Raw genomic sequence first — 18981 nt, 5'->3', positions numbered from 1 at the left:
GGGTGAACCCGGGCGACAGGCGGCGCGGCGCTCAGAGGGCGTGGCGGCCGGGCGTGCGCGTTCCGGCGACACCGTTCGTTCACCTGATGCCCGACTTCGCCGCCCGGAACGCCGCCACGATCGCTTCGAAGCGCTTCTGCGTCTCGGCCTGCACCTGGGCCACGGTCAGGTCGGGTGCGTACAGGCCCGACGGCATGGCGTAGAAGGCCTGGATGGGCCTGTTCAGCAGCTCGCTGGGGATGGGGGTGTTGGAACCCGTCCACATGATCGTGGGGAGGTGTGCCAGCAGGGCGTCCACCCAGTCGGCCGGGTGGAGCGACCGGTTCCGCCGGAAGAACAGGCGGAGCTCGTCGTGGAAGTCGCCGGTGCCCACCGTGAGGCCGTCCTGGACCAGGGTGAACCGGTCCCGGGACAGCGCTGCGACGTGGCCGAGGGGTTCGATGACCGGTCCTTCCTGCGGCTTCTCGCCGGGCACCAGGAGCGGTTGGCGCACGATCTGCCACAGCACCCCGTTGGTGGGGCTGCGCAGGGTTTCCAGCAGGGAGATCCAGCCGAGTCCTTTGCTGAGGTCGTCGCGCCCGGCCTCGACCGCGTTCTGCAGGACCTCGTAGCCGATCGACACCGGCAGCCATTCGTGCTGTCCGGCCCGGATGTCGCGGATCTGCCCGGCCAGCCAGGTGCGCGTCTTCGGGTCGCGCTGCAGCTCTGCGAGGAACTCCTCGTAGCTGACCGCCCCGACGGTTTCGCCGCGGACGAAGGCGCGGAATGCCTCGAGCAGGCCGGTCGGGATGATCACGCCGTGCACCAGGATCGAGACCGGGCTGTCGGGCCACGGGGTGAAGGAGCCGTAGTCGAATCCCGACGGCTTGAAGCCGATGCCCCGCACCTTGGTGCGGAGGTCGCTGTCCCCGGTGTCGGAGAGGCGCGCGGCGCCGTCGCTGCGCAGCTTGGCCGCGACCCGGGTGCCGAGGGAGCGGAGGAACTGCTCGCGGACGTCGTGACCCGGCGACCTGTTGATCAGCGCGTACTTGCGGAACTCGTCCGTGTCGGCTCCCCGGCGCTCGGCCGCTTCGAAGTACCCGAGCAGCTTGGCGTGGTTCGCGCCGGAGGCCAGGACCTCGGAGGGCACGAGACTCGCGGGCTGGAACGATGCGGCGTCCCAGACCTTGCCCTGCGTGCCCTGGAGCGGTTTCGCCTCGGGCGGGTCGATGTACTGCCGCTTCCAGCTCTCCAGCACGGTCTCGGTGTGGGCCAGTCCGTGGGGCGGCAGGGCCTCTCGGACGGCCGCGATATTGGCCGCGCGGCGGTCCTCGCCGAAGAGGGCGAAGAGCCGGTCGAGGGTGTTCGCGATGGACCGCTCGCTGGTTTCCAGGGCGCTGTCGTCGGGCGGCTTGGCGGTGTCCTTGGGATCCCGGGCCGCCTTGTCGAACGCCGCCAGCAGCATGGTCGCCTCCTGGTTGGCGCTCGCGGCCGCTCCGCCGAGCGTGCCGATCAGTTCCGTGGCCTCCTGGTGCTTCTTCTTGTCGGCGGGCTCGCCGGCCTTCAGCTTCTCGGTCCAGGTGTTGATCAGCTCGGGGATGGTGGTCGCCGTCGAGGCCACCATCAGTTCGGCCTGGTTGCCCGCCCTCTGCACGTACAGGCGGTGGCTCTCGTCGGCCGCGGTGAACCGCACGGTGGTGCCGAGTTCGCCGTCGCCGCCCTTCTCCCCGTCCGGGGTCTCCTCCCCGATGCCGAGGCGTTTGAGGAGTGCTCGGGCCCGGGCGGCGAGGAAGGCGACGACGTGTTCCATCGCGGCGAGGACGACGGCTTGGAGGCGGGTGATGACGTCGGCCACCTCGCCGGGGAGTCCGCCGAGGTGCAGCAGGCCGGCGAGGAAGTCGATCACCGGTGGGATCAGGGAGGCCAGGGCCTTCTCGACGGCGGTGGCGAGTCCGGCGATGTTGCCCGCGACGACGTCGGCCAGCCCGTTGACGACGGCCTCGATGAACCGGAAGATCCTGGCGGCGTTGCGGAAGATCCACGCGCACACCTGGTAGATCAGGTCGATCGCCTGGGCGATGGCGCCTACCGGGTTCAGCAGGCCGACGACGCGGACGACGACCTGCTCGATCAGGGTCTTCACCAGGTAGTCGACCGCCGCGTCGAGGAGCATGCCGACGATGTTCTCGGGGGTCAGTTGTTCCTTGACGAGCTCGACCAGGCCTTCCGGTCCGCGCTCGATCAGTACCGAGATCAGCTGCCAGGCCGTCTCGACGACCTCGACCGCGGTCGGCCCGAGGTGGCGTACCAGGATCTCGCGTACCCGTGGCCAGGTGATTCCCATGAGTTGCAGGGCGAAGGCGAACAGGGACTTGGCCGAGAGGTCGCGCGGCATCGGGATCGGGGTCTTCAGCCCCGAGAACAGCCAGTCCCAGAACCCTTCGAGGACGTACCTGCCGAACTTGTCGAAGAACTGCTCGAAGCCCTGCTTGAGGCCGGCCACGAGGTTGTTGACGAAGCGTTCGGGGTCGTCGGCGATGTCGGAGATGACCTGTTCGATCTTGGCGATCAGGGCCCAGAACGCGGCGGGCGGGATGCCGACGAGCCGCAGCAGGCCGTTGATGATCGCCCGGACCGGGTCGTCGATGAACTCCTCGATCGCGGCGACCACGCGGCCGATGAGGCCGCCCGCCGCCTCACGGAGCGCCTGGGCCTCGGCGTGGATCTGGTTGACGGCGGTGACGGCCCGTTGGGAGACGTCGCGGACGAAGCCGGTCTGCGCCTCGGTGACCCGTCGGCTCAGACCGTCCAGCATCCCGCCGAACCGCTCCCGTTGCTGCGCCGCCCACTCGGGGAACTCCGCCTCCATGGCCTTGAACGTGGTGTCGATGTCGGTGCGGGCGTGCCGGATGACGGCCTGGGCCGCCGCGACGACCCCGTTGACGTCGCTGGAGATGCCCGTCAGCAGGTCGCAGACGCCGTCCCCGAAGGTCCGCTCGGCGCGGTTGTACTCGTCGGTGACCCAGTCCGGCAGGCCGCCGATGTAGTCACCGACCGCGAGGAGGGTGCCGCCGACGCCGGAGTGCCGGTCGTCGATCCAGCGTTTGACCTGGTCGAGCGCGTCGTGGAAGTCCTGTGAGAGCCGGGTCAGGCCCTTCTCCCACCGGTCGATGGCCACCCGGCTCAGCGGCTGCAGCAGCGCGTCGACCTGCTTCTGGGCGTCGTCGTAGATCTGCTGGGCACGGCGTGCGACCGCCTCGCGGGTGTGCTCCTCCGAGGCGACCGCGGCACTCTGGCCGCCGCCGACCGCCGTGACCGTCCCCTTGCGGGCGCCGCGCAGGGCCGCGACGGCCTGCTGCTGCAGCTGGGCCATGTCGGCCTGGGCCGAGTCGATGGCCTGCTGCTGCTCGGCCTGGATCTGCTCGGGGGTCCGCTGCGCGGCCTCGCCGAGCCCGGCGCGGGCGTCCCGGGCCGCGGCGAACGGCCCGTCCGGGATCTCCCGGGTCACCCGGGTGTCGATGCCGGATTCGGTGATCCTCCGGTCGGTCGCGGCCACGTCCGCGTCGAGGGTGGTGTTCTCGGGCGGGATCGGGTCGGGGGCCGCCGAGGCCGCGTCGACGCCCATGCCGGGGGAGGTCGGAGACGGGTTCCCGAGCGGTTGCGGCGTCAGGGACGGCGTGCCGGGCGGTGGCGAGGCCATCGCGTCGTAGCTGCTGCCGACCTGCTGCACCTGGCCCTGGACCGAACCCGTGACGGTGGCGCCGGCCTGCTGTGCCTCCTTGGTCGGGTCGCTGTCCAGCAGCTCGTCCTCGTCCTCGGGCCGGTTCGCGCGGATCGCCTTGCGGATGCGTTCGCAGAGTTCGACGATCTCCGGGCTCGGCGCGGGCCGTTCGCCCAGCTCGGTGGCGAGTTCCTCGCGGGCCCGGGCGGCGGTCTCGGCGGCCGGCTCGGTCACGGCGGCGCGTGCGGAGGCCACGTCGGCGTCGGCGCCGGGCAGGTCGCGGGCCGCCCGCCCGGCTCCGCGCGCCCCGCCCGCGACCGTCGCGCCCCGCTTCGCCGCCGTCGGCGTCAGGTCGGACGGCGGCTCCGGCATGATCAGCTGGACGGTGGGGACGGGCGGCGCCTCGGCGGGCGTCTCCTCGGCGGGCGCGGTGCCCGGTTCTCCGCCGGCCGCGTCCTCCCCCGGGGTCGGCCCCGCCTGCGGGACCTGCGGCTCGGTACCGGTCGCCTCGGCCGCGCCGGCCCCCGACTCGGCCGGGGCCCGGCCCTCGGGTCCGGTCGCCGGTACCTCGGACGTGGCTGCCGGCGGGGCCGGTGCCGCGGGCGGGGCGGGCGGAACCACCTGGGCGGGGGCCCCGCCGACGGCACCGAGCAGGCCCGTCAGCGCCGCCCGGACCGCGGCGTCGAGGACCTTCAGGGTCTCGGGGCTGTCCACCCCGTAGATGCCGGGCGCGAAGAAGAGGTCCTGGTCGGTGACGAAGGCGGGCGCCCCGCCGACCGCGGTGTCCGGGTGGACCCGCAGCCGCGCGACGTCGAGCCCGAGACCGCGGTAGATCTCGGCCGTGCGCGGGCTCAGTGGCAGGCCCGGCGCCACGGCGTCGACGGGCAGGTGGACGACGGCGCGGCCACCGTCGCGGGTCACGTCGACGCCGTCCGGAGCGGTCCACGTCGCACCCTGCGGCAGCGGTTCCAGGTCCACGGCGAGCGTGCTGCCACGCATCGTGACGGTCGGGGTGGCGAGCGGGGTCTCCGGACTCCAGCCGTGGACGGTCCACGTCACCTCGCCCAGGTGCAGGCCCAGGAACCTCACCGCGGTCCGCATCCGGACGACGCCGTCGAGGGACCCGTCGGAGCGGAGACCCGCGTGCCCCGTGACGTCCGCGAACGGCGCGGTGCCCGCGAGCGTCAGCACGCCGCCGTCCACGCCCCATTCGGCCTGTACGGCCGTCAGGTCTCCCGCGACGCGCACGCCGAGGCCCACGACGCCCGCCCCGCCCTCCGGCCGCGGGACCTTCGCCGGAAAGGCCGCCTCGGCGACGGCCGGCGACGGCGCCGGGGTCGCCTGCCGCCCCTGGCCGGTCCGCTCCGGCGCCGCCCGGTCGGCGAGCCGGCTCACGGCGGCACCGACTTTCCGGACTTCTCGTACTGGCGGCGGATCCCGGTCGCGAGGTGCTCGCCGGTGACGACCAGGCCGTCGGCGGCGGCCAGGTACGCCGCCTCCAGCATCGCCTCCCGGATCTGCGCTCCGGTCAGCGGGTAGCGGTGTGCCAGCGCCGCCAGGTCGACGTCGGCGTCCACCGGCAGTCGCGCCGGGGCGACCTGGGCCCACAGCCGTTCGCGCTCGCCGGGCCCCGGCTCGGGAAACTCCACGACCACGTGGATCCGCCGCTGGAACGCGGAGTCGATGTTGGCGACGAGATTGGTCGTCAGGATGACGATCCCGGCGTGCTGCTCGATCCGCGACAGGAGGTAGGACACCTCCTGGTTGGCGTACCGGTCGTGGGCGTCGTCGACCTCGGTGCGGGCGCCGAAGACGGCGTCGGCCTCGTCGAAGACGAGGATGCACCGCTCCCGGGCGGCCCGGTCGAAGACCTTGGCCAGCGACTTCTCGGTCTCGCCGATGTACTTCGAGACCAGTGCCGACAGGTCCACCAGGTACGCGGGCAGGCCGACCGTCGTGGCGATCGCGGCCGCCGTCATCGTCTTTCCGGTCCCCGGCGGGCCGTGCAGCAGTGCGACCAGGCCCGCGGCGTTGTCGTGGTGCGCACCGAAGCCCCACTTCTCCACGACGAGGTCCCGGTGCTCGATGCGCGCCGTCAGGTCGTCGATGCGGGCCCTGGCGGTCGCGGGCAGGACGACGTCCTCCAGGGAGTGGACGGTGGTCAGCGGGCGGGCGGGGAAGTCGGCCGTGGCGACGGGCGACGTCGGCGACCGGCCCAGGATCCAGGCGAGCAGCCGCGGATCCGGTCGCAGGATCCCTGACAGGTCGTCGGGCGGGTCCAGGGACAGCAGGCCGTGCCCCAGCAGCCGTCCCTGTGCGGACAGGAGGCCCGCCGCGTCCAGCCTGCCCCGGAAGGACCGCGCGGCCAGGGTCCTGGCCACCTCACCGGTGAGGGCCGCGACGCCGGGGCGGTCGGTGAGCATGCCGTACAGCGCGTCGAACCGCTCGTCCGTGCAGGGCGCGACCGCCGCCGTCAGGACGATCGCCTCCGCGGCCGACAGGCCCGCGGAGGCGATGATCTCGGCGAGGGGGCCGGTGCCGTCGAAGCGCCGGACGTCGGGCAGTCCCTCCCCGTCCTCGTCGATGCTCAGCCGCCGCCCCAAAAGCCCGCCACGGCGCTCCTCCAGCCGCACCTGGATCAGGGCGTCGAGCATCTCCAGCGCGGCGCGCAGCTCGGCGACGGGCGCGGGGACGGGCGCGGGGACCGCGCTCACGGCCGGAACCGCACGGTGAGGGGCGGCGACCAGGGCAGCTTGATCAGGCCCACGGGGTACGGGAGTCGGGCCAGCAGGGGGTCGAGCGGTCGGCAGGCCGCCGTGAGCAGGACCGGGGACCGGTCGGTGTCGACGACGCCGAGGCGGGCGATCCAGGAGTCGCGGACGTACGCCGGGGAGGAGCGTTCGAAGCCCGGCAGCAGGGCGGTGAACGAGGTCAGCACCCGGACGGCGGACTCGGCCACCTCCTCCGCCCGGGGCAGCGGCCGGCGGGTCCGGCCGCGCCGGGGGGAGGTCCGTCCGGCCAGCGTTCCGACGAGCGGGTCGTCCACGAGGGCGGGGTCGCCCGGATCGACGATCGCGGCCAGGGCCGCCTCCCGGACGTCGAGGCCGTCCGGGCCCGGGTGCAGGTCCTCGGCGAGGCGGCAGTGCTCGGCCAGCCACGGGTAGAGCAGGACCAGGCCGGCGGCCCGGGTCAGGGCCGCGGGCTCGACGTGGGTTGCCTGTCCGTCGACGAGCCGTGCCAGGGCGGCGACGACGTCGAGGACCCCGCTCGGCAGGCCTGCGGGTCGCATCCGCTCCCGGGAGGTGTCGGTCTTCTCGGTGGCCCGCTGCTGCGCGTCGGTCGCGGTCGCCGCGGGTGCCGGAGGGAGGTTCGGGTGGGGGGATTCGGTTCGGTCTCCTTCGGCTGCCGGGCGGGCGCCCGCCCGCCGGCCGGGCGCGGGCAGCCGGAGCGCCCGGCTCAGCGTGCGCAGCAGGGCGGCCCATTCGTGCGGGCCGGCCGCGCCGGCGACGGCCTGTGCCGTGGCGGGGTCGGCGAGGGCCAGGACGGCGCGCGGGAGGGGTGTGCCCGCCGCCGGGCCGGTGGCCGCGTACGCGCGGATCGCGGTGAGCACGTCCGGCGGCGCGGGTTCCGGCCCGCCCACCGGAACCGCGGCGGGCGGGCGGGCGGCGGTGTCCGGCGGGAGCCCGTGGCGCAGGGCCAGGACCTGTGCGCGGATCGCGTCCGCCCACAGGACGGCGAGGGTGTCGTCGTCGTGGGCCGTCACGTCCGGATGGAGTCGGACCACGATCTCGTCCGCGCGCACCTCGCCGACGTCGGCCAGGGCGCGCTCGAGGGCGGCCGGCAGGGTGCGGGCGGCGACGGCGGCGAGCCGCCGCGCGTGGGGCCCGCGCAGGCGCAGCGTGTCCACGGCGACGTCGGTCACGTGAACAGTCCGCCCAGGTTCCTCAGTTGCTCGTCGAGCCTGCGACCGTGCTCCTCGGCGGCTCCCGATGCCTTGACCATGGTCCGGACGGTGCCGAGCAGGGCGAGGGTCGCCTCGTTGACGAGTTGGGGGTTGCCCGCCTCGAGCGCGCTCTCCAGGGTGATGCGGGCCTTCTCGGCCGCTGCGACGGCCTTCTGGAAGGCCGGGTCCTGCGCGTTCGGCAGCGTCTGCATCGCGCCCACGGTGGCACGGGCGAACTCGCCGATGCCTTTGCCGAGGCTGCGGTCGATGGTCTTCACGCCGCCGGTTCTGACCAGGACGTCCACCCTGCCCTCGACCCCGGAGACGCGGCGCTGGACCTCGTCGAACTGTTTCAGCTGCCCTTCGACCGTGGCGATCCGCACGCCGAAGCCGCTGGTGTCGAATGCGCCGCCCTTGTAGGACTGGAACTCGCCCCTGAGGGCGGTGAGGTCGCCCTCGAGCCCGGCGAAGTCGGTCTCGGCCCGGTCGATCCGGCCTGTCACGGTGGCCGCGAGGCCGCGCAGCTCGGTGGCGGCGTTCTTCGCCTCGGTGGCGGCGCTCACGGCGGCGGGCAGCGCGGCCCCGACGTTGCGGGTGGTGCGCACGGCGGGGACGCGGCCGGTGGCGATGACGTTCCCGGTGGCGTCCGCGGTGAGCACGATGGTGTCGGAGGGGCTGAAGCCGCCCGACGGCAGGTAGCCCGGCATGGTGGCGGCCGCGCCCGCCGCCACGACCTGGACGTCCGCGGCCCCGCCGCGCCCCGCGATGAAGGTCTGCAGGGCGCCCTTCACGGCGTCCGCCTTCCGTCCCAGGTAGTCGGTGGCGCCGATCACGCCGTCCTCGAAGAAGTCCCAGCCTGCCGTCTCGTAGATCGTCCAGGGTTTCTTCCATTTCGGCTCGAACGGCGGGTACCCGATCGGATCGCGCGGGTGGATCTTCCAGTTGTCGGACCACGTGGCGGGGACGTCCACGGGCGGGTAGTAGATGTTGACGCACTTTCCGCGGACGAGGACCGAGCCCCTCGGGCAGTACACCGGCGGGACGACGCCTCCCTGCGGCACCGGGTCGGGTGGCGCGTAGCCGGCGAGCAGTGCCTCCAGCTCGTCCTGCAGCCGGGCGAGCGGGTTGCCGCAGCTCCCGCCGAAGGCCGACTCGGTCAGGCCGCGCGGGGGCTCCCAGGCGTGCCGGTAGGAGCAGTCGAACTCCCAGGCGCCGCCCACCTGGTGGAGCCAGCCGAGGACCACGCCGGGCCGGGCGGTCGGCCGGTCGCAGCCGGCCTGCAGCAGTGCCCGCGCCCGGAGCAGGTCGAGGGTGGCGAACAGGACCATGTTCAGCCAGCCGCTCTTGTAGCCCTTGGTCCCGGGCGGGTCGTTGTCGGCGATGGACGTGGCCCGGAGTTCGGCGATGAGATCGGGGTCGACGAGCGGCTGGGTGCCGTTGGTGAGCCGGTCGGCCACGGCGTCGCGCAGCGCGGTGTAGGAGTTGGTCGGCTCGGAGTCCAGGGCCAGGCGGATCGGCTCGGCCGTCAGCAGGTCGTCGGTGGAGAAGTCCGTCCGGGTGCCGGTGACGCGGCCCGCGACCGTGCGCAGCGCGACGCCGACGGTGTGCAGGGTGGCGTGCCCGGCGCAGCCGTCCTCACCGCAGTCCGGGGCGGGCTGGGCGGCGTCCGTCGCCTCCAGGACGACGCTGAAGCCGCCGGGGGCGGCGTCGACGAAGTCGTACGCGAGCGGCATCGCCGGTGGCGCGAGGGCGATCTGCTGTTCGGCCGGCAGCACGAGCGGCTCGCCGAGCTGGTCCACCGCGAGTCCCGGCCGGATCGTGAGGGTGCCGCCCGCGACGGTGCCGCCGAGGCCGCAGTTCACGCCGAAGCCGGTCATCCGCCCGATCAGGCGGTCCCGGGCGTGGGCGAATTCCCGGACCAGGTTGAGGTCGGCCGCGGTGAGGGTCTGACCGCTTTCGAAGGACGGGTACTGGTTGGCGGTCATGGGGTCCTCTCCTGGGCGTCCGGTGGCGTGTCACGTCGTGGGCAGGCGCCCGGCACCGAGCCGGTCGACGGCGCGGCCCTCGTCGATGCACGCGTGGATGTGGATGCCGTTCCCGTGGTCGGTCACGGACACGGTCGAGCACACCAGCGTGTGGAAGTCCTGCTCCCGTGCGGCGACCGCGGCGGCGTAGGCGTCCAGCTGTGCCTCGGTGGGCGAGGCGGGCAGCACCGGCGGGTCGGTGAAGGGCGGTTTCGCGAAGATCGCCGGATCCACGAAGCACAGGCGCATCCTCACGTGGGCGGGTGCGTAGCGGTGTGCGAAGTCGGTGGCCTCCTCCCGCGCGGCCCAGTCGGTGAACCTCGGGACCGGGACGAGGAGCGTCGCCGTGTACGGCCGTATCGCCGGCCCGGTGCCGACCGCCCGGTGGTGCTCGAGCAGGTAGGGCAGCTCCGCTTCGGCGAGGCCGAAGTACAGCGCGAACCAGCTGAGGAAGCCGCGTGGGGTGCCTCGGCGGCGCCACAGCCGCGCGGACCGGGCGAGGAACTCCCGGCGGCGGGCCAGTCCGGCCTCGTCCTTCGTCCAGCTCTCCGGGAACGTGAAGCCGGCCCAGGCCGCGACCTCGTCGTACGCCGCGAGGTAGCAGCTCAGCAGGGCGTCGCCGCCGGCGTCCAGGGGCAGGTCGGTGGGCCAGCGCAGCGGGGCGTCGGGTCCGAGGGCGGGCAGCAGGTCCTCCAGCCGTTCGACGATCGCCCGGTTCAGCTCGTCGGCCAGTCCGAGGTACGCGTCCACCTGCGCGAAGGACGCGGTGGCCTCCTGGTAGGCGGCGGGGAGCTGGGCGGAGAGCCGCGTGTAGTCGGGGCTACGCATCTCCGCCCTCCGTGACCGGCGCGAACCGCACGCGCAGGCAGTCCGCCGCGGCGAGTGTCGGCACGGCGTTCGCGGGGAGGGAGAGGCTGCCGTCGGCCAGGGTGCGGAACGCGTCCCCGCCCTCGGTCTTCATCCCGAGGGTCTCGATGCCCCACACCCGGGGGTCGGCCACGATCGCCTCGACCACCTCGGCGAGCCGGACCGGGGTGCCGGGGATCCAGCCGCCGGGTGGCTGGTCGTTTCTCGGCCACGGGCCGTCGACGGTCCGCTCGGGTGCGGGGGGTCCCGATGCGGGGCGGCCCGCGGTGAAGAACGCGGAGATCCGGGCGCGGGCGGCGGCGACGAGCGCTTCGCGGTCGACTCCGATGCCCGTGACGAGCGTTCCCCTGATCAGGACGGGTGCGGCGGCCAGCAGGCCGGCGCCGATCTCGTCACCGACGACCCGGCGGGGTTCGAGGGTGTCCGTGTGGGCGCGCCAGTCGGGGAAGGGCGCCCCGGCCTCCGGGCCGATCGCCGTCCGGAGCACCGCCCGCAGGAACTCGTCGGTGTCGGCCGCCGGTTCGGCGATCCGCTCGACGACCAGGGTGATCGCGGCGGCGTTCTCGTCCACGGCGATGCTCGGCAGTGTCCCGGTGGGCAGCCCGTTCCAGGCGATGCCCTCCAGCCTGCCGGGTACGGCCCAGGCCCGTCCGACCGAAGGGTGCGCGCGGGCCCGCCGCGCGTAGTCCTCCGCGGTGACGGGTTCGCAGGTCAGCGACTGGATCGGATGGGGCGGCCAGACGTGGGTACGTCCCTGGGCGTCCTCGAGGTCCTCGGGCAGCATCCCGGGCGGTTGGGGTGCGGCCGCCATCGCGACCGTCACCTCGGCCGGGTCCAGGCCGTCGGCGGTGAGCGCGGCCCGGACCGCCGGGGCGGTCGCGTCGGTGGCCGCGCGGACCTCGGCCAGTCGTGCGGCGAGCGCCTCCTGCGACAGCCTGCGCCGCTCGCGGCGTACGACGGCGAGGATCTCCTCGTCCCACAGCGGCAGCGTGCGGGCCAGTTCGGCGGCGGCCCGGGCGTCCCGCTCGGCGACCGGGCCGGCCGGTCCGCGCTGGGCCGCGACGGTGTCGGCGACCACGTGGGCCTGTTCCTGCGCCACTTGCGTGACGAGTCGGGAACGCATCAGCGCGATCACGGCCGGGCGCAGCTCGACGCCGATCGCCGCGCTCCACGGCGACGTGGACAGCAGTGCCGCGGCGTCCGCCCGGGTCGGGCAGGCCCGGACCAGTGGTTCGAGTTCGGTGGCCGGGATGGGCCCGGACGGGGCCAGGGCGTTCGCGATCGCCGTCAGCGAGCCCTGCGGGAGGGTGGCGTGCCAGGAGCGTTCGGCGTCGGGCGCCCAGCCCCGGACTTCCAGCGGCCAGGTGTCGAAGTGCCGCTCGGCGACCCGGTAGTGGAGGTCGGCCAGCCCGAACGCGGCGACCTCGACGAGGGTCATGCCCGGGTCCGTCGGGTTGTGGTCGCTCCATGTGTCGGGGACGGCGGCGGCGAGGCCGGCGGTGATCCGGGCCCGGATCGTCTCCCAGTCGCCGTCCGGCCCGACGGGCACGAAGGGCACGATCGGCGTCGCCTGATGGGGGGTCACAGGTGTTCCTCACACGTCAGCCGGTGTGCGGTGGACGAGCAGTACAGGCCGCGGCACCGGTCCACCTCGATCACCTCGACCGGTGTCCCTCCGGCGTCGCGCAGTTGGAAGGACGTGACGGCGTCCACTGCGGCCTGGCGTTCGAGGAAGGCGATCAGCGTCGAGGCGTACAGCGGTCTCCCCCAGCGGGTGGGCGCGGTGCCGGCCGGGTGCAGCACCGTCTCCAGCGCGGCGGTGACCGATTCCTTGCCGGTCAGGGCGGCGATGCCGGGCCGCAGCGTGATCGACGCGACGACCGTGGCCGGGGCGTAGAGCGGGCACAGCACGACGACGTCGGCGCCCGGCGGCCGGAGCGGGGCGACGGCGTCCGCGATGCGCCCGGCGAGGCTCGCCGACGGGCGCGGCGCCGGGTCGAGCGGGCGGTCGGGCAGGACGGCCAGGGCGACCTTCCCGGCCTCGCGCGCGCCGTCCCGGCCGGTGTGCGGCAGGCACCGGACGGCCGCCACCTCGGGGAAGGCGAGCGCCACCTGCCGCTCGTAGTCCCAGGGCAGCACGGCCCGGTCGCGGTGCCGGGTGCGTGCCGTCGCCCTGGCCCGGTACGCCGGATCGGGTTCCGGGGCGCGGCCGCGCAGCGAGGCCAGGTTGGTGACCTTCTTGACGCCGCGCACCGGGGAGAGCGTGCCCTTGATCGCTCCGGGCGGGAGCGCGGTGGCCGAGCTCGGGTCGGACTGCGGGTCGGCGGCCGACGAGACGAACTCGGCCGTCACGGCGTCCGGGTACACGCCCCGGACCGTGCCGAGGCGTTCGGGTGCCGTCGTGACCAGGCGGATCCAGCGGCCGGTCGTCGCGTCGAGGTCCGCGCAGCCCACCGGCGAGCCGGCGGGGACGACGTAGCGCAGCAGTCCGGACTCCCGCAGGTGCCGGGATCCGTCGGCGACGGGCAGGTCCTGCCAGGCCGTCCCGCCCCACCACTCCCAGTGCGCGTCCACCGGGTCGGCGGCACCGCAGGGCGAGGCCGGGTCGACGTCGAAGTACACGGAGACGCTCGACCCCGCGGCCGACGCGGGCAGGTCGAGGCCGAGTGCGACCATCCCGGTGGCTCCCGCGTCCGAGACGGCGCGCCGGAACGGCCGGAAGACGGCGCCGCCCTGCTGGACGGCGCGCCGCCAGCCGCTGCGGGACTCCACCCTGCTGGCCGCCACCGGCGCGGTCGTGTAGGAGATCGTCACGCCGGAGGCGATCGGTGGCACGGGCGGCGTCGGCATGACGGGTTTCGGCGTGGTGCCGGCCACGGCCTTGGTGGCGAAGGCGGCGACGGCGTCCTGGTAGGCGGTCCATCCGAAGTCGCCCTCGGACAGGAAGGCCCGTACGTAGTGCCCCGGTTGGCCGGCGACGGCGGAGCGCTCGGAGCCGAGGGCCCCGGAGACGTCCGCGCCGAGCGAGCCGAACCGGTCGGTCGGGGTGCCGATCGGCCGCCACTGGCCCTCCACCCGGCGCTGCCACACCACCGAGGGGTCGCCCCTGTCGTCGAGGAAGGAGAGGATGTCGTCGAAGTGCTGGGAGAGGCCCGAGCCCGCCCGGGTGCGCACGGAGCTCAGCCGGTCCCTGAGGAGGCCGGCGGTGACCGCGGGGATGCCGCTGCCGCCCGCGGAGGCGGACAGGATCCCGCCGCCCGGCTGCATCAGGGTGACGGTGACGGTCAGTTCCTCGAGGGTCTTCGAGAAGGCCTCGTCCGATCGCAGGTAGAAGGCGTCCCCGCGCCTGGCCACCGCGCCGAACGGCTGGAACTCCTTGGTGATGTCGACCGCGCCGTCGTTGTAGTAGGCGGCCTGCGGCACGAACGGGGTCCGGTCGACGACCGCCACGTCGACGGTGGTGAACGCCAGTTCCTCCGGCACCGGTACGGCGGCCGGGACGACGCACTCCAGCCACGGTGTCTCTCCGGCCGGCGCCCCGCACCCGCCCGACAGGGTGACGGTGACGGTTCCGCCGGACGGCGTGTCCTCGACCGTCCCGGTGGTGGTCGGGCCCGCCCCGCCGTCCGGCGTCGAGCAGCGCCACACGGCCGGGGCCAGCGCCCGCACTCCGGTGGCGTCGGCGAAGGTCAGCCGGGCCGTGAGGTCGCCGCCTTCGAAGGCCAGCGCCGGGGAGTGCACCCGCAGGGTGTGGGCGGCGTCCGGACCGGCCCCGGGCACGAGCGGGAACTCCGGCGCCTGGTCGGCGATCCCCGGGCGGCCGGGTTCGGTCCCGCCGGGGTGCAGGGTGCGGACGGCGACCAGGGTCGCGCCGTGGGCGGTGAGGCTGTCGAGGGTGGCGTAGTGCCGTTCGTTCCCGTACGCGTCCTTGCCGCCGCGCAGCAGGGTGCCGCGCGGGACGACGGCCGGCGCGAGCCCGGGGTCGGCGGTGAACCGGGCGACCACCCGGTCGGGCAGGGCCGGCAGCCGGGGGATGCCGAGGATCCCTTCGAGCCACGCCAGGTGGGTGCGGGCCGGAAGGGTGGCCAGGTGCTCGTCGAGTCCGGCGTACGCACGGGCCAGTTCGGTGAGCAGGGCTCCGTCCGGCAGGTCCGGCCGGGCCAGGACGTCCGCGCCGTCCGCCCGTGTGAACAGCGCGTCGTACCAGGAGGTCCCGCCGTCGAACGGGGTGAGCCGGGCTGCGGCCGCCATCGCCGCGACGATGCGCTCCGTGGACCGGGTCATCGCCCACCCGCCAGGTAGAACGGGACGACGAGGCTGTTCGGGCGCCGGTGGCGGTCGATGCGGTAGACGACGGCGACGTCGATCCGGTCGTCCGCGTCCCCGGCCGCGGCCGCCTCGACGGAGTCGACGACGACCCGGGGTTCGCCGAGCAGCAGCGCGCGCCGCACGTCGTCCGCGAGCCGGTGGCAGACCTCGGGCGTGACCGGCTCGAACACGTACCGGTCCGTGCCGACGCCGAGGCCCGGCCGCATGACCCGGCTTCCGGGCATCGTCTTGAGCAGCAGGGCGAGGGCCTGGGCGACGTGCTCCTCGCCGTCGTTGGTCACCACGGTCACCGGCCCGGACCCGGGGCGTTCCCACTGGGGCGGGAAGGCCCAACCCCGGCCCACCTGCGGGTAGTCGCCGCCGCTCATCCGATCACCACGGTCGGGCTGCCGACGGCCGGCGACGCCCCGCAGGCGCAGGAGTCGCCCACGCGCAGCGCCGGCCGGCCCTGGATCAGCACCGTGGCCGAGCCGGCCAGGAACGGTGTCGCCGGCGGGTGCGGCGGAGGCGACGGGACCGCGCAGGCGTGCAGGTCCCCCATCACCGCCGCGGGCATGCCGCCGACCAGCACGGTGGCGACCCCCGGTCCGACGACCGTGCCACCGTGCACCGTGGTGTCTCCGACCCGAGCGGCCGCGGGCATGGCGATCTCCCCTGCTGCTAGTTGATGGTGACGAGCGAGCCGTTGAGGGCGAGCGACCCGGACGCCTTGAGGCCGAAGGTCGCGGAGGTCTCGATCGTGGACGGCCCCGAGGCCTTCGCCCGGAGCCCGATCGAGTCGAGCGCGATGCTGCCCGTCGGCGACGACAGCGTGATGTCGCCCTGCGCCGCGACGAGTTCGATGCCGTCGCCGGACAGCCGGATGCTGTTGCCCGAGCCGGCGTGGGTGATGACGACCTCGGAGTCCCTGTCGTCGAGCACCAGGCTGTGCCCCTGGCCCGTGGTCAGTTTCACCGCGGCGCGGTCGCCGTCCTCGAGGTGCAGGGCGTGGCCGTCGGGGGTCGTCAGGGCCCGTACGGCGTTGGTGTCGGCGTCCACGACGAACGGCGGTCGCTGCGCTCCGTTGTAGAGGGACCCGAGGACGACGGGCGTGGCCGGGTCGCCGTCCACGAACCCGACCAGGACCTCCTGGCCCACGTTCGGGACGACGACCGCGCCGTGGCCGTCGCCTGCGTCGAGGCCGGCCGTCCTGGCCCAGACGCCGTCACCGGCGTCGGCCCGCCAGGGCAGCCGGACCTTCACCCGGTTCAGTGCCTCCGGGTCGTCGAGCGCCGCCACGACGCCCAGGGCGAGGCCGGGGCCGCCGGTCCGTCCCGGCGGGACCAGGGCGGGCGGCGCGCCCACCTGGAACTCTGTCAGGTACCCGCCGGCGGAGAACCGGTGCCGGGCCGCGGTGACGTAGTGCGGCCCGGACATCCGGGTGCCGGCGCCGGCGATCGACACCCAGCCGTCGCACCGCAGCGCCGGGTCGCCGTGGACGACGCCGGACCCGTGGTAGTGCGCCAGGGCGGCCTTGCGCTGCGCGGCGACGGCCCGGGCGTCGGCCTCGTCCGGGCCGGCGACGGCCGGCGACTCGGTGCGCTGGTCGCGCGACGGCCAGCCGGAGTCGGCCGCCGCCCTGTCGTGCGCGGCCCGTTCGCCGACGTCGATGCCCGCCGCGGCGGCGCTCTGCTCGGATTCGGCGGCCTCGAGCGTGGCCACGTCCCAGGCGACGCCGACGGCCGTGCCGATGGCGCGGGTCAGGTCCTGGGTGAGGTGCAGCTCGACGATGTCGCGGGTGCAGTCCATCGGGATCGGCTGCTCCTTCCGCGCGGGCGGCCGCAGCACGAGGGTGTCGCCGCGGACGTAGGTGACCCAGCCCAGTTCGGCCGCGCGGCGCTTGAGCAGCTCCCAGTCGCCGGTCCGGTCGCTCACCACGGACGGCCGTCTGACGCCGTCCGCCGCGTCCGTGGAGAGCGCGTAGTCGGCGGCGACGGCCGAGGCGAGGTCCGCGTCGGAGACGTCGGCCAGTTGGCGGGAGCGGGGCGGGTGCTCCAGCAGGATCGACCTGCTCCGCGCCTCCACCCGCAGCACCGGGCGGCTGCCGCGCGGGAAGTGCGTGGTCAGTGAGGTGATGACACCCTCGAACACGGTGGTCAGCCGGGAGTGGTACCCGAGCGAGACGGCGATCGCCGCCCCCGGTTCGAACGGGCCGTCGTCGCTGTGCCGGACGCGGCGGCGGTCCGCGTCCCAGTTCTGCACGATCACGGCCAGGCGGCCGTGCCGTCCGACCTCCTCGGAGACGTCCAGTTCGACCACGTCCGCGGCCACCGGCGGCGGTAGCGCCGCGCCGGCCACCCGGACCTCGAACGCGGGCCGGTCCCGCTCGGCCGCGCTCATCGTCCGGCCGCCAGTGGCGGGAGCACGAGCAGTTGACCGGTGCGCAGGCCGCGCGGGTTGGCGAGGCGGTTCGCCGCGGCCAGCGGCCGCCAGTAGGCCGGGTCCCCGTACACCCGGGCGGCGATCGCGTCGAGTGTCTCGCCGTCCGTGACCAGCCAGGTCTGGTAGAGGTCGGGTGAGGACGGCCGGTCCTTCGCGGCCACCTCCTCGGTGGAGAGCGCCTCCTTGAGGGACAGCTTGACCGTGGCCCGCAGCGGCTCGCCGGCCCGGTCGAACAGCTTGTACGTGACGTCGGCCTGGGTGAGGATCCCGCGGAAGCCGAACCGTCCCCAGTGCGCGTGCACGTAGTACGGCTGGTGGGTGTCGCCCCGGAACCGGGTCAGCTCCAGCAGGGCGTCGAGCAGCGGGCCGATGCTGCCGGGTTCGCCCACCACTCCGGTGCCGTCCAGCAGCAGGTCGATCTGCACCTGGTCCGGCTCGCCGCCGCCGAACGACTGCTGCGGGGCGGAGGTCCCGGCGGACTGCGTCGCCAGGTACAGGTTCTTCCGGGAGAAGGACAGCTCGGTCGGGTTCAGCAGGGCCCGCCAGCTGATGCCGGTGAACTGCTGGAACTTGATGTCCGCGTAGGCGTCGACGGTCAGTTTGGCGAGCTGGGTCGCGGTCGGGTTCACAGGTCCCACTCCCGGCGGAGGATCTCCAGCACCCGCTCGGTCGCCCGGCGCACGACCACGTCCAGCTCCTGCTCCCCCGGAGCTCCACCGGGCGGCGGGGCGGCCGGGGGCACGGGTGCCAGTACGGTTTCGGTGACGATCTGTCCGATCACGACGGCCATCTCAGAGCACCTTCTTCAGGGAGAGCCCGTGGTGGGCGATCTCGATGGCGTCGATCGCCACGGCGGCCGACTGCGCGTCCAGGTCGGGGCCGGTGAGCTTGGCGGGCCAGCCCCTGGTGAACGCCCACACCCGGACCGGGGCGAGCACGCCCTCGACGGAACCCATCAGCATGACGCTCCCGTCCCGTGGCGCGACCAGACCGGCGACGTGGAACTCGGCGAACCAGTCCCACAGTTCCCGCACCGGCCCGGCGCCCTGGCTGAGCACCAGGTTCGGGTACGAGGCCCGGGTCGGGAAGCGGTGGGCGAACCGGTTCTCGCCGCCCTCCTGGTACTCCTCCACGCCGACCTCCCCGGCCAGGCCCGTGCACTTGGCGAAGTTCACCGAGGCCAGACCGTCGATGGACAGCACGAAGTGCGCCGTGGTGAACGGCGTGACCAGGGGCGACACCAGCGGCTGCGCCATGTCACCGGGTCTCGATCAGGATGCCTTCGCAGGCGAACTCGACCGACTCGATGGCGATGTCGGTGCCGGTGGACTTGAGGCCCGGGCCTTCGAGCTTCACCGGCCAGGCCGCCCTGATCTTCCACGTCATCACCGGGTCCCGCTCCTCGTTGAGGAGGCTGACCGTGACGTCGCGGCGCTCCACCGCGCCGACCGTGATCGAGTTGTACCACTCGAAGAGACCGTTGCCTGCCTCGGCGGGGGCGATGCCCCGCTTCATCGTCACGTTCGAGAACTTGCGCAACCCGGGTTGCTTGTGGGTGGAGAACTGCGGGTCGGCACCGCCGCGGTACTCGATGACCTCGGCTTCCATCGTCAGACCGCTGACCTCGGAGAAGCTCGAGGTCTGCTGCCGGTCCCCCCAGCTCACCGCGAAGTGCAGGGTGGTCATGGGATACATGG

14 protein-coding genes are annotated in these 18981 nt (G+C 74.2%); all 14 read right to left on the bottom strand.

Annotated elements, in window-relative coordinates; translation table 11 throughout:
• Positions 1-79 precede the first annotated feature (79 nt).
• Genes ACGFX4_RS37045 through ACGFX4_RS36980 form a run of 14 tightly spaced genes read right to left on the bottom strand, consistent with a single transcriptional unit; the run spans position 80 to position 18979 of the window.
• Positions 80-5095, bottom strand: a complete 5016-nt coding sequence (locus tag ACGFX4_RS37045) for a hypothetical protein (RefSeq protein ID WP_393084577.1) — start codon at positions 5093-5095, stop codon at positions 80-82.
• Entirely contained in the window at positions 5092-6414 is a 1323-nt protein-coding gene (locus ACGFX4_RS37040) for an ATP-binding protein (protein WP_393084575.1), read from the bottom strand. The genes ACGFX4_RS37045 and ACGFX4_RS37040 overlap by 4 nt, the downstream gene beginning before the upstream one ends.
• A complete protein-coding gene (locus tag ACGFX4_RS37035) occupies positions 6411-7622 on the bottom strand; it encodes a contractile injection system tape measure protein (RefSeq protein ID WP_393084572.1) in 1212 nt (403 codons plus the stop codon). Before ACGFX4_RS37035 ends, ACGFX4_RS37040 begins: the two co-directional genes overlap by 4 nt.
• Entirely contained in the window at positions 7619-9628 is a 2010-nt protein-coding gene (locus ACGFX4_RS37030) for a hypothetical protein (RefSeq protein WP_393084569.1), read from the bottom strand. Before ACGFX4_RS37030 ends, ACGFX4_RS37035 begins: the two co-directional genes overlap by 4 nt.
• 30 nt (positions 9629-9658) lie before the next feature.
• Complete coding sequence (locus ACGFX4_RS37025; protein ID WP_393084566.1) at positions 9659-10495, bottom strand: hypothetical protein; 837 nt, start codon at positions 10493-10495, stop codon at positions 9659-9661.
• A complete protein-coding gene (locus ACGFX4_RS37020; RefSeq protein WP_393084563.1) occupies positions 10488-12119 on the bottom strand; it encodes a hypothetical protein in 1632 nt (543 codons plus the stop codon). The genes ACGFX4_RS37025 and ACGFX4_RS37020 overlap by 8 nt, the downstream gene beginning before the upstream one ends.
• Complete coding sequence (locus tag ACGFX4_RS37015) at positions 12116-14818, bottom strand: baseplate J/gp47 family protein (protein WP_393084560.1); 2703 nt, start codon at positions 14816-14818, stop codon at positions 12116-12118. The genes ACGFX4_RS37020 and ACGFX4_RS37015 overlap by 4 nt, the downstream gene beginning before the upstream one ends.
• Positions 14815-15231 (bottom strand): GPW/gp25 family protein, encoded by a 417-nt coding sequence (locus ACGFX4_RS37010; protein ID WP_393084557.1) that lies wholly within the window; start codon positions 15229-15231, stop codon positions 14815-14817. The genes ACGFX4_RS37015 and ACGFX4_RS37010 overlap by 4 nt, the downstream gene beginning before the upstream one ends.
• Positions 15228-15506 (bottom strand): PAAR domain-containing protein, encoded by a 279-nt coding sequence (locus tag ACGFX4_RS37005; protein ID WP_393084553.1) that lies wholly within the window; start codon positions 15504-15506, stop codon positions 15228-15230. Before ACGFX4_RS37005 ends, ACGFX4_RS37010 begins: the two co-directional genes overlap by 4 nt.
• A 17-nt stretch (positions 15507-15523) precedes the next feature.
• On the bottom strand, positions 15524-17242 hold the full coding sequence (locus ACGFX4_RS37000; protein WP_393084550.1) for a phage baseplate assembly protein V: 1719 nt from the start codon (positions 17240-17242) through the stop codon (positions 15524-15526).
• Positions 17239-17913: a LysM peptidoglycan-binding domain-containing protein gene (locus ACGFX4_RS36995; RefSeq protein ID WP_393084547.1), complete on the bottom strand. Its 675-nt coding sequence runs from the start codon at positions 17911-17913 to the stop codon at positions 17239-17241. The genes ACGFX4_RS37000 and ACGFX4_RS36995 overlap by 4 nt, the downstream gene beginning before the upstream one ends.
• Positions 17910-18074, bottom strand: a complete 165-nt coding sequence (locus tag ACGFX4_RS36990; RefSeq protein WP_393084544.1) for a hypothetical protein — start codon at positions 18072-18074, stop codon at positions 17910-17912. The genes ACGFX4_RS36995 and ACGFX4_RS36990 overlap by 4 nt, the downstream gene beginning before the upstream one ends.
• Position 18075: 1 nt before the next feature.
• Positions 18076-18540, bottom strand: a complete 465-nt coding sequence (locus ACGFX4_RS36985) for a phage tail protein (protein ID WP_393084542.1) — start codon at positions 18538-18540, stop codon at positions 18076-18078.
• A 1-nt stretch (position 18541) separates the two neighbouring features.
• On the bottom strand, positions 18542-18979 hold the full coding sequence (locus tag ACGFX4_RS36980; RefSeq protein ID WP_393084539.1) for a phage tail protein: 438 nt from the start codon (positions 18977-18979) through the stop codon (positions 18542-18544).
• Positions 18980-18981 lie beyond the last annotated feature (2 nt).

The organism is Kitasatospora sp. NPDC048365, from assembly GCF_043200835.1.
Lineage (GTDB): Bacteria > Actinomycetota > Actinomycetes > Streptomycetales > Streptomycetaceae > Kitasatospora > Kitasatospora terrestris.
This window is presented reverse-complemented; position numbering and strand designations above follow the sequence as displayed.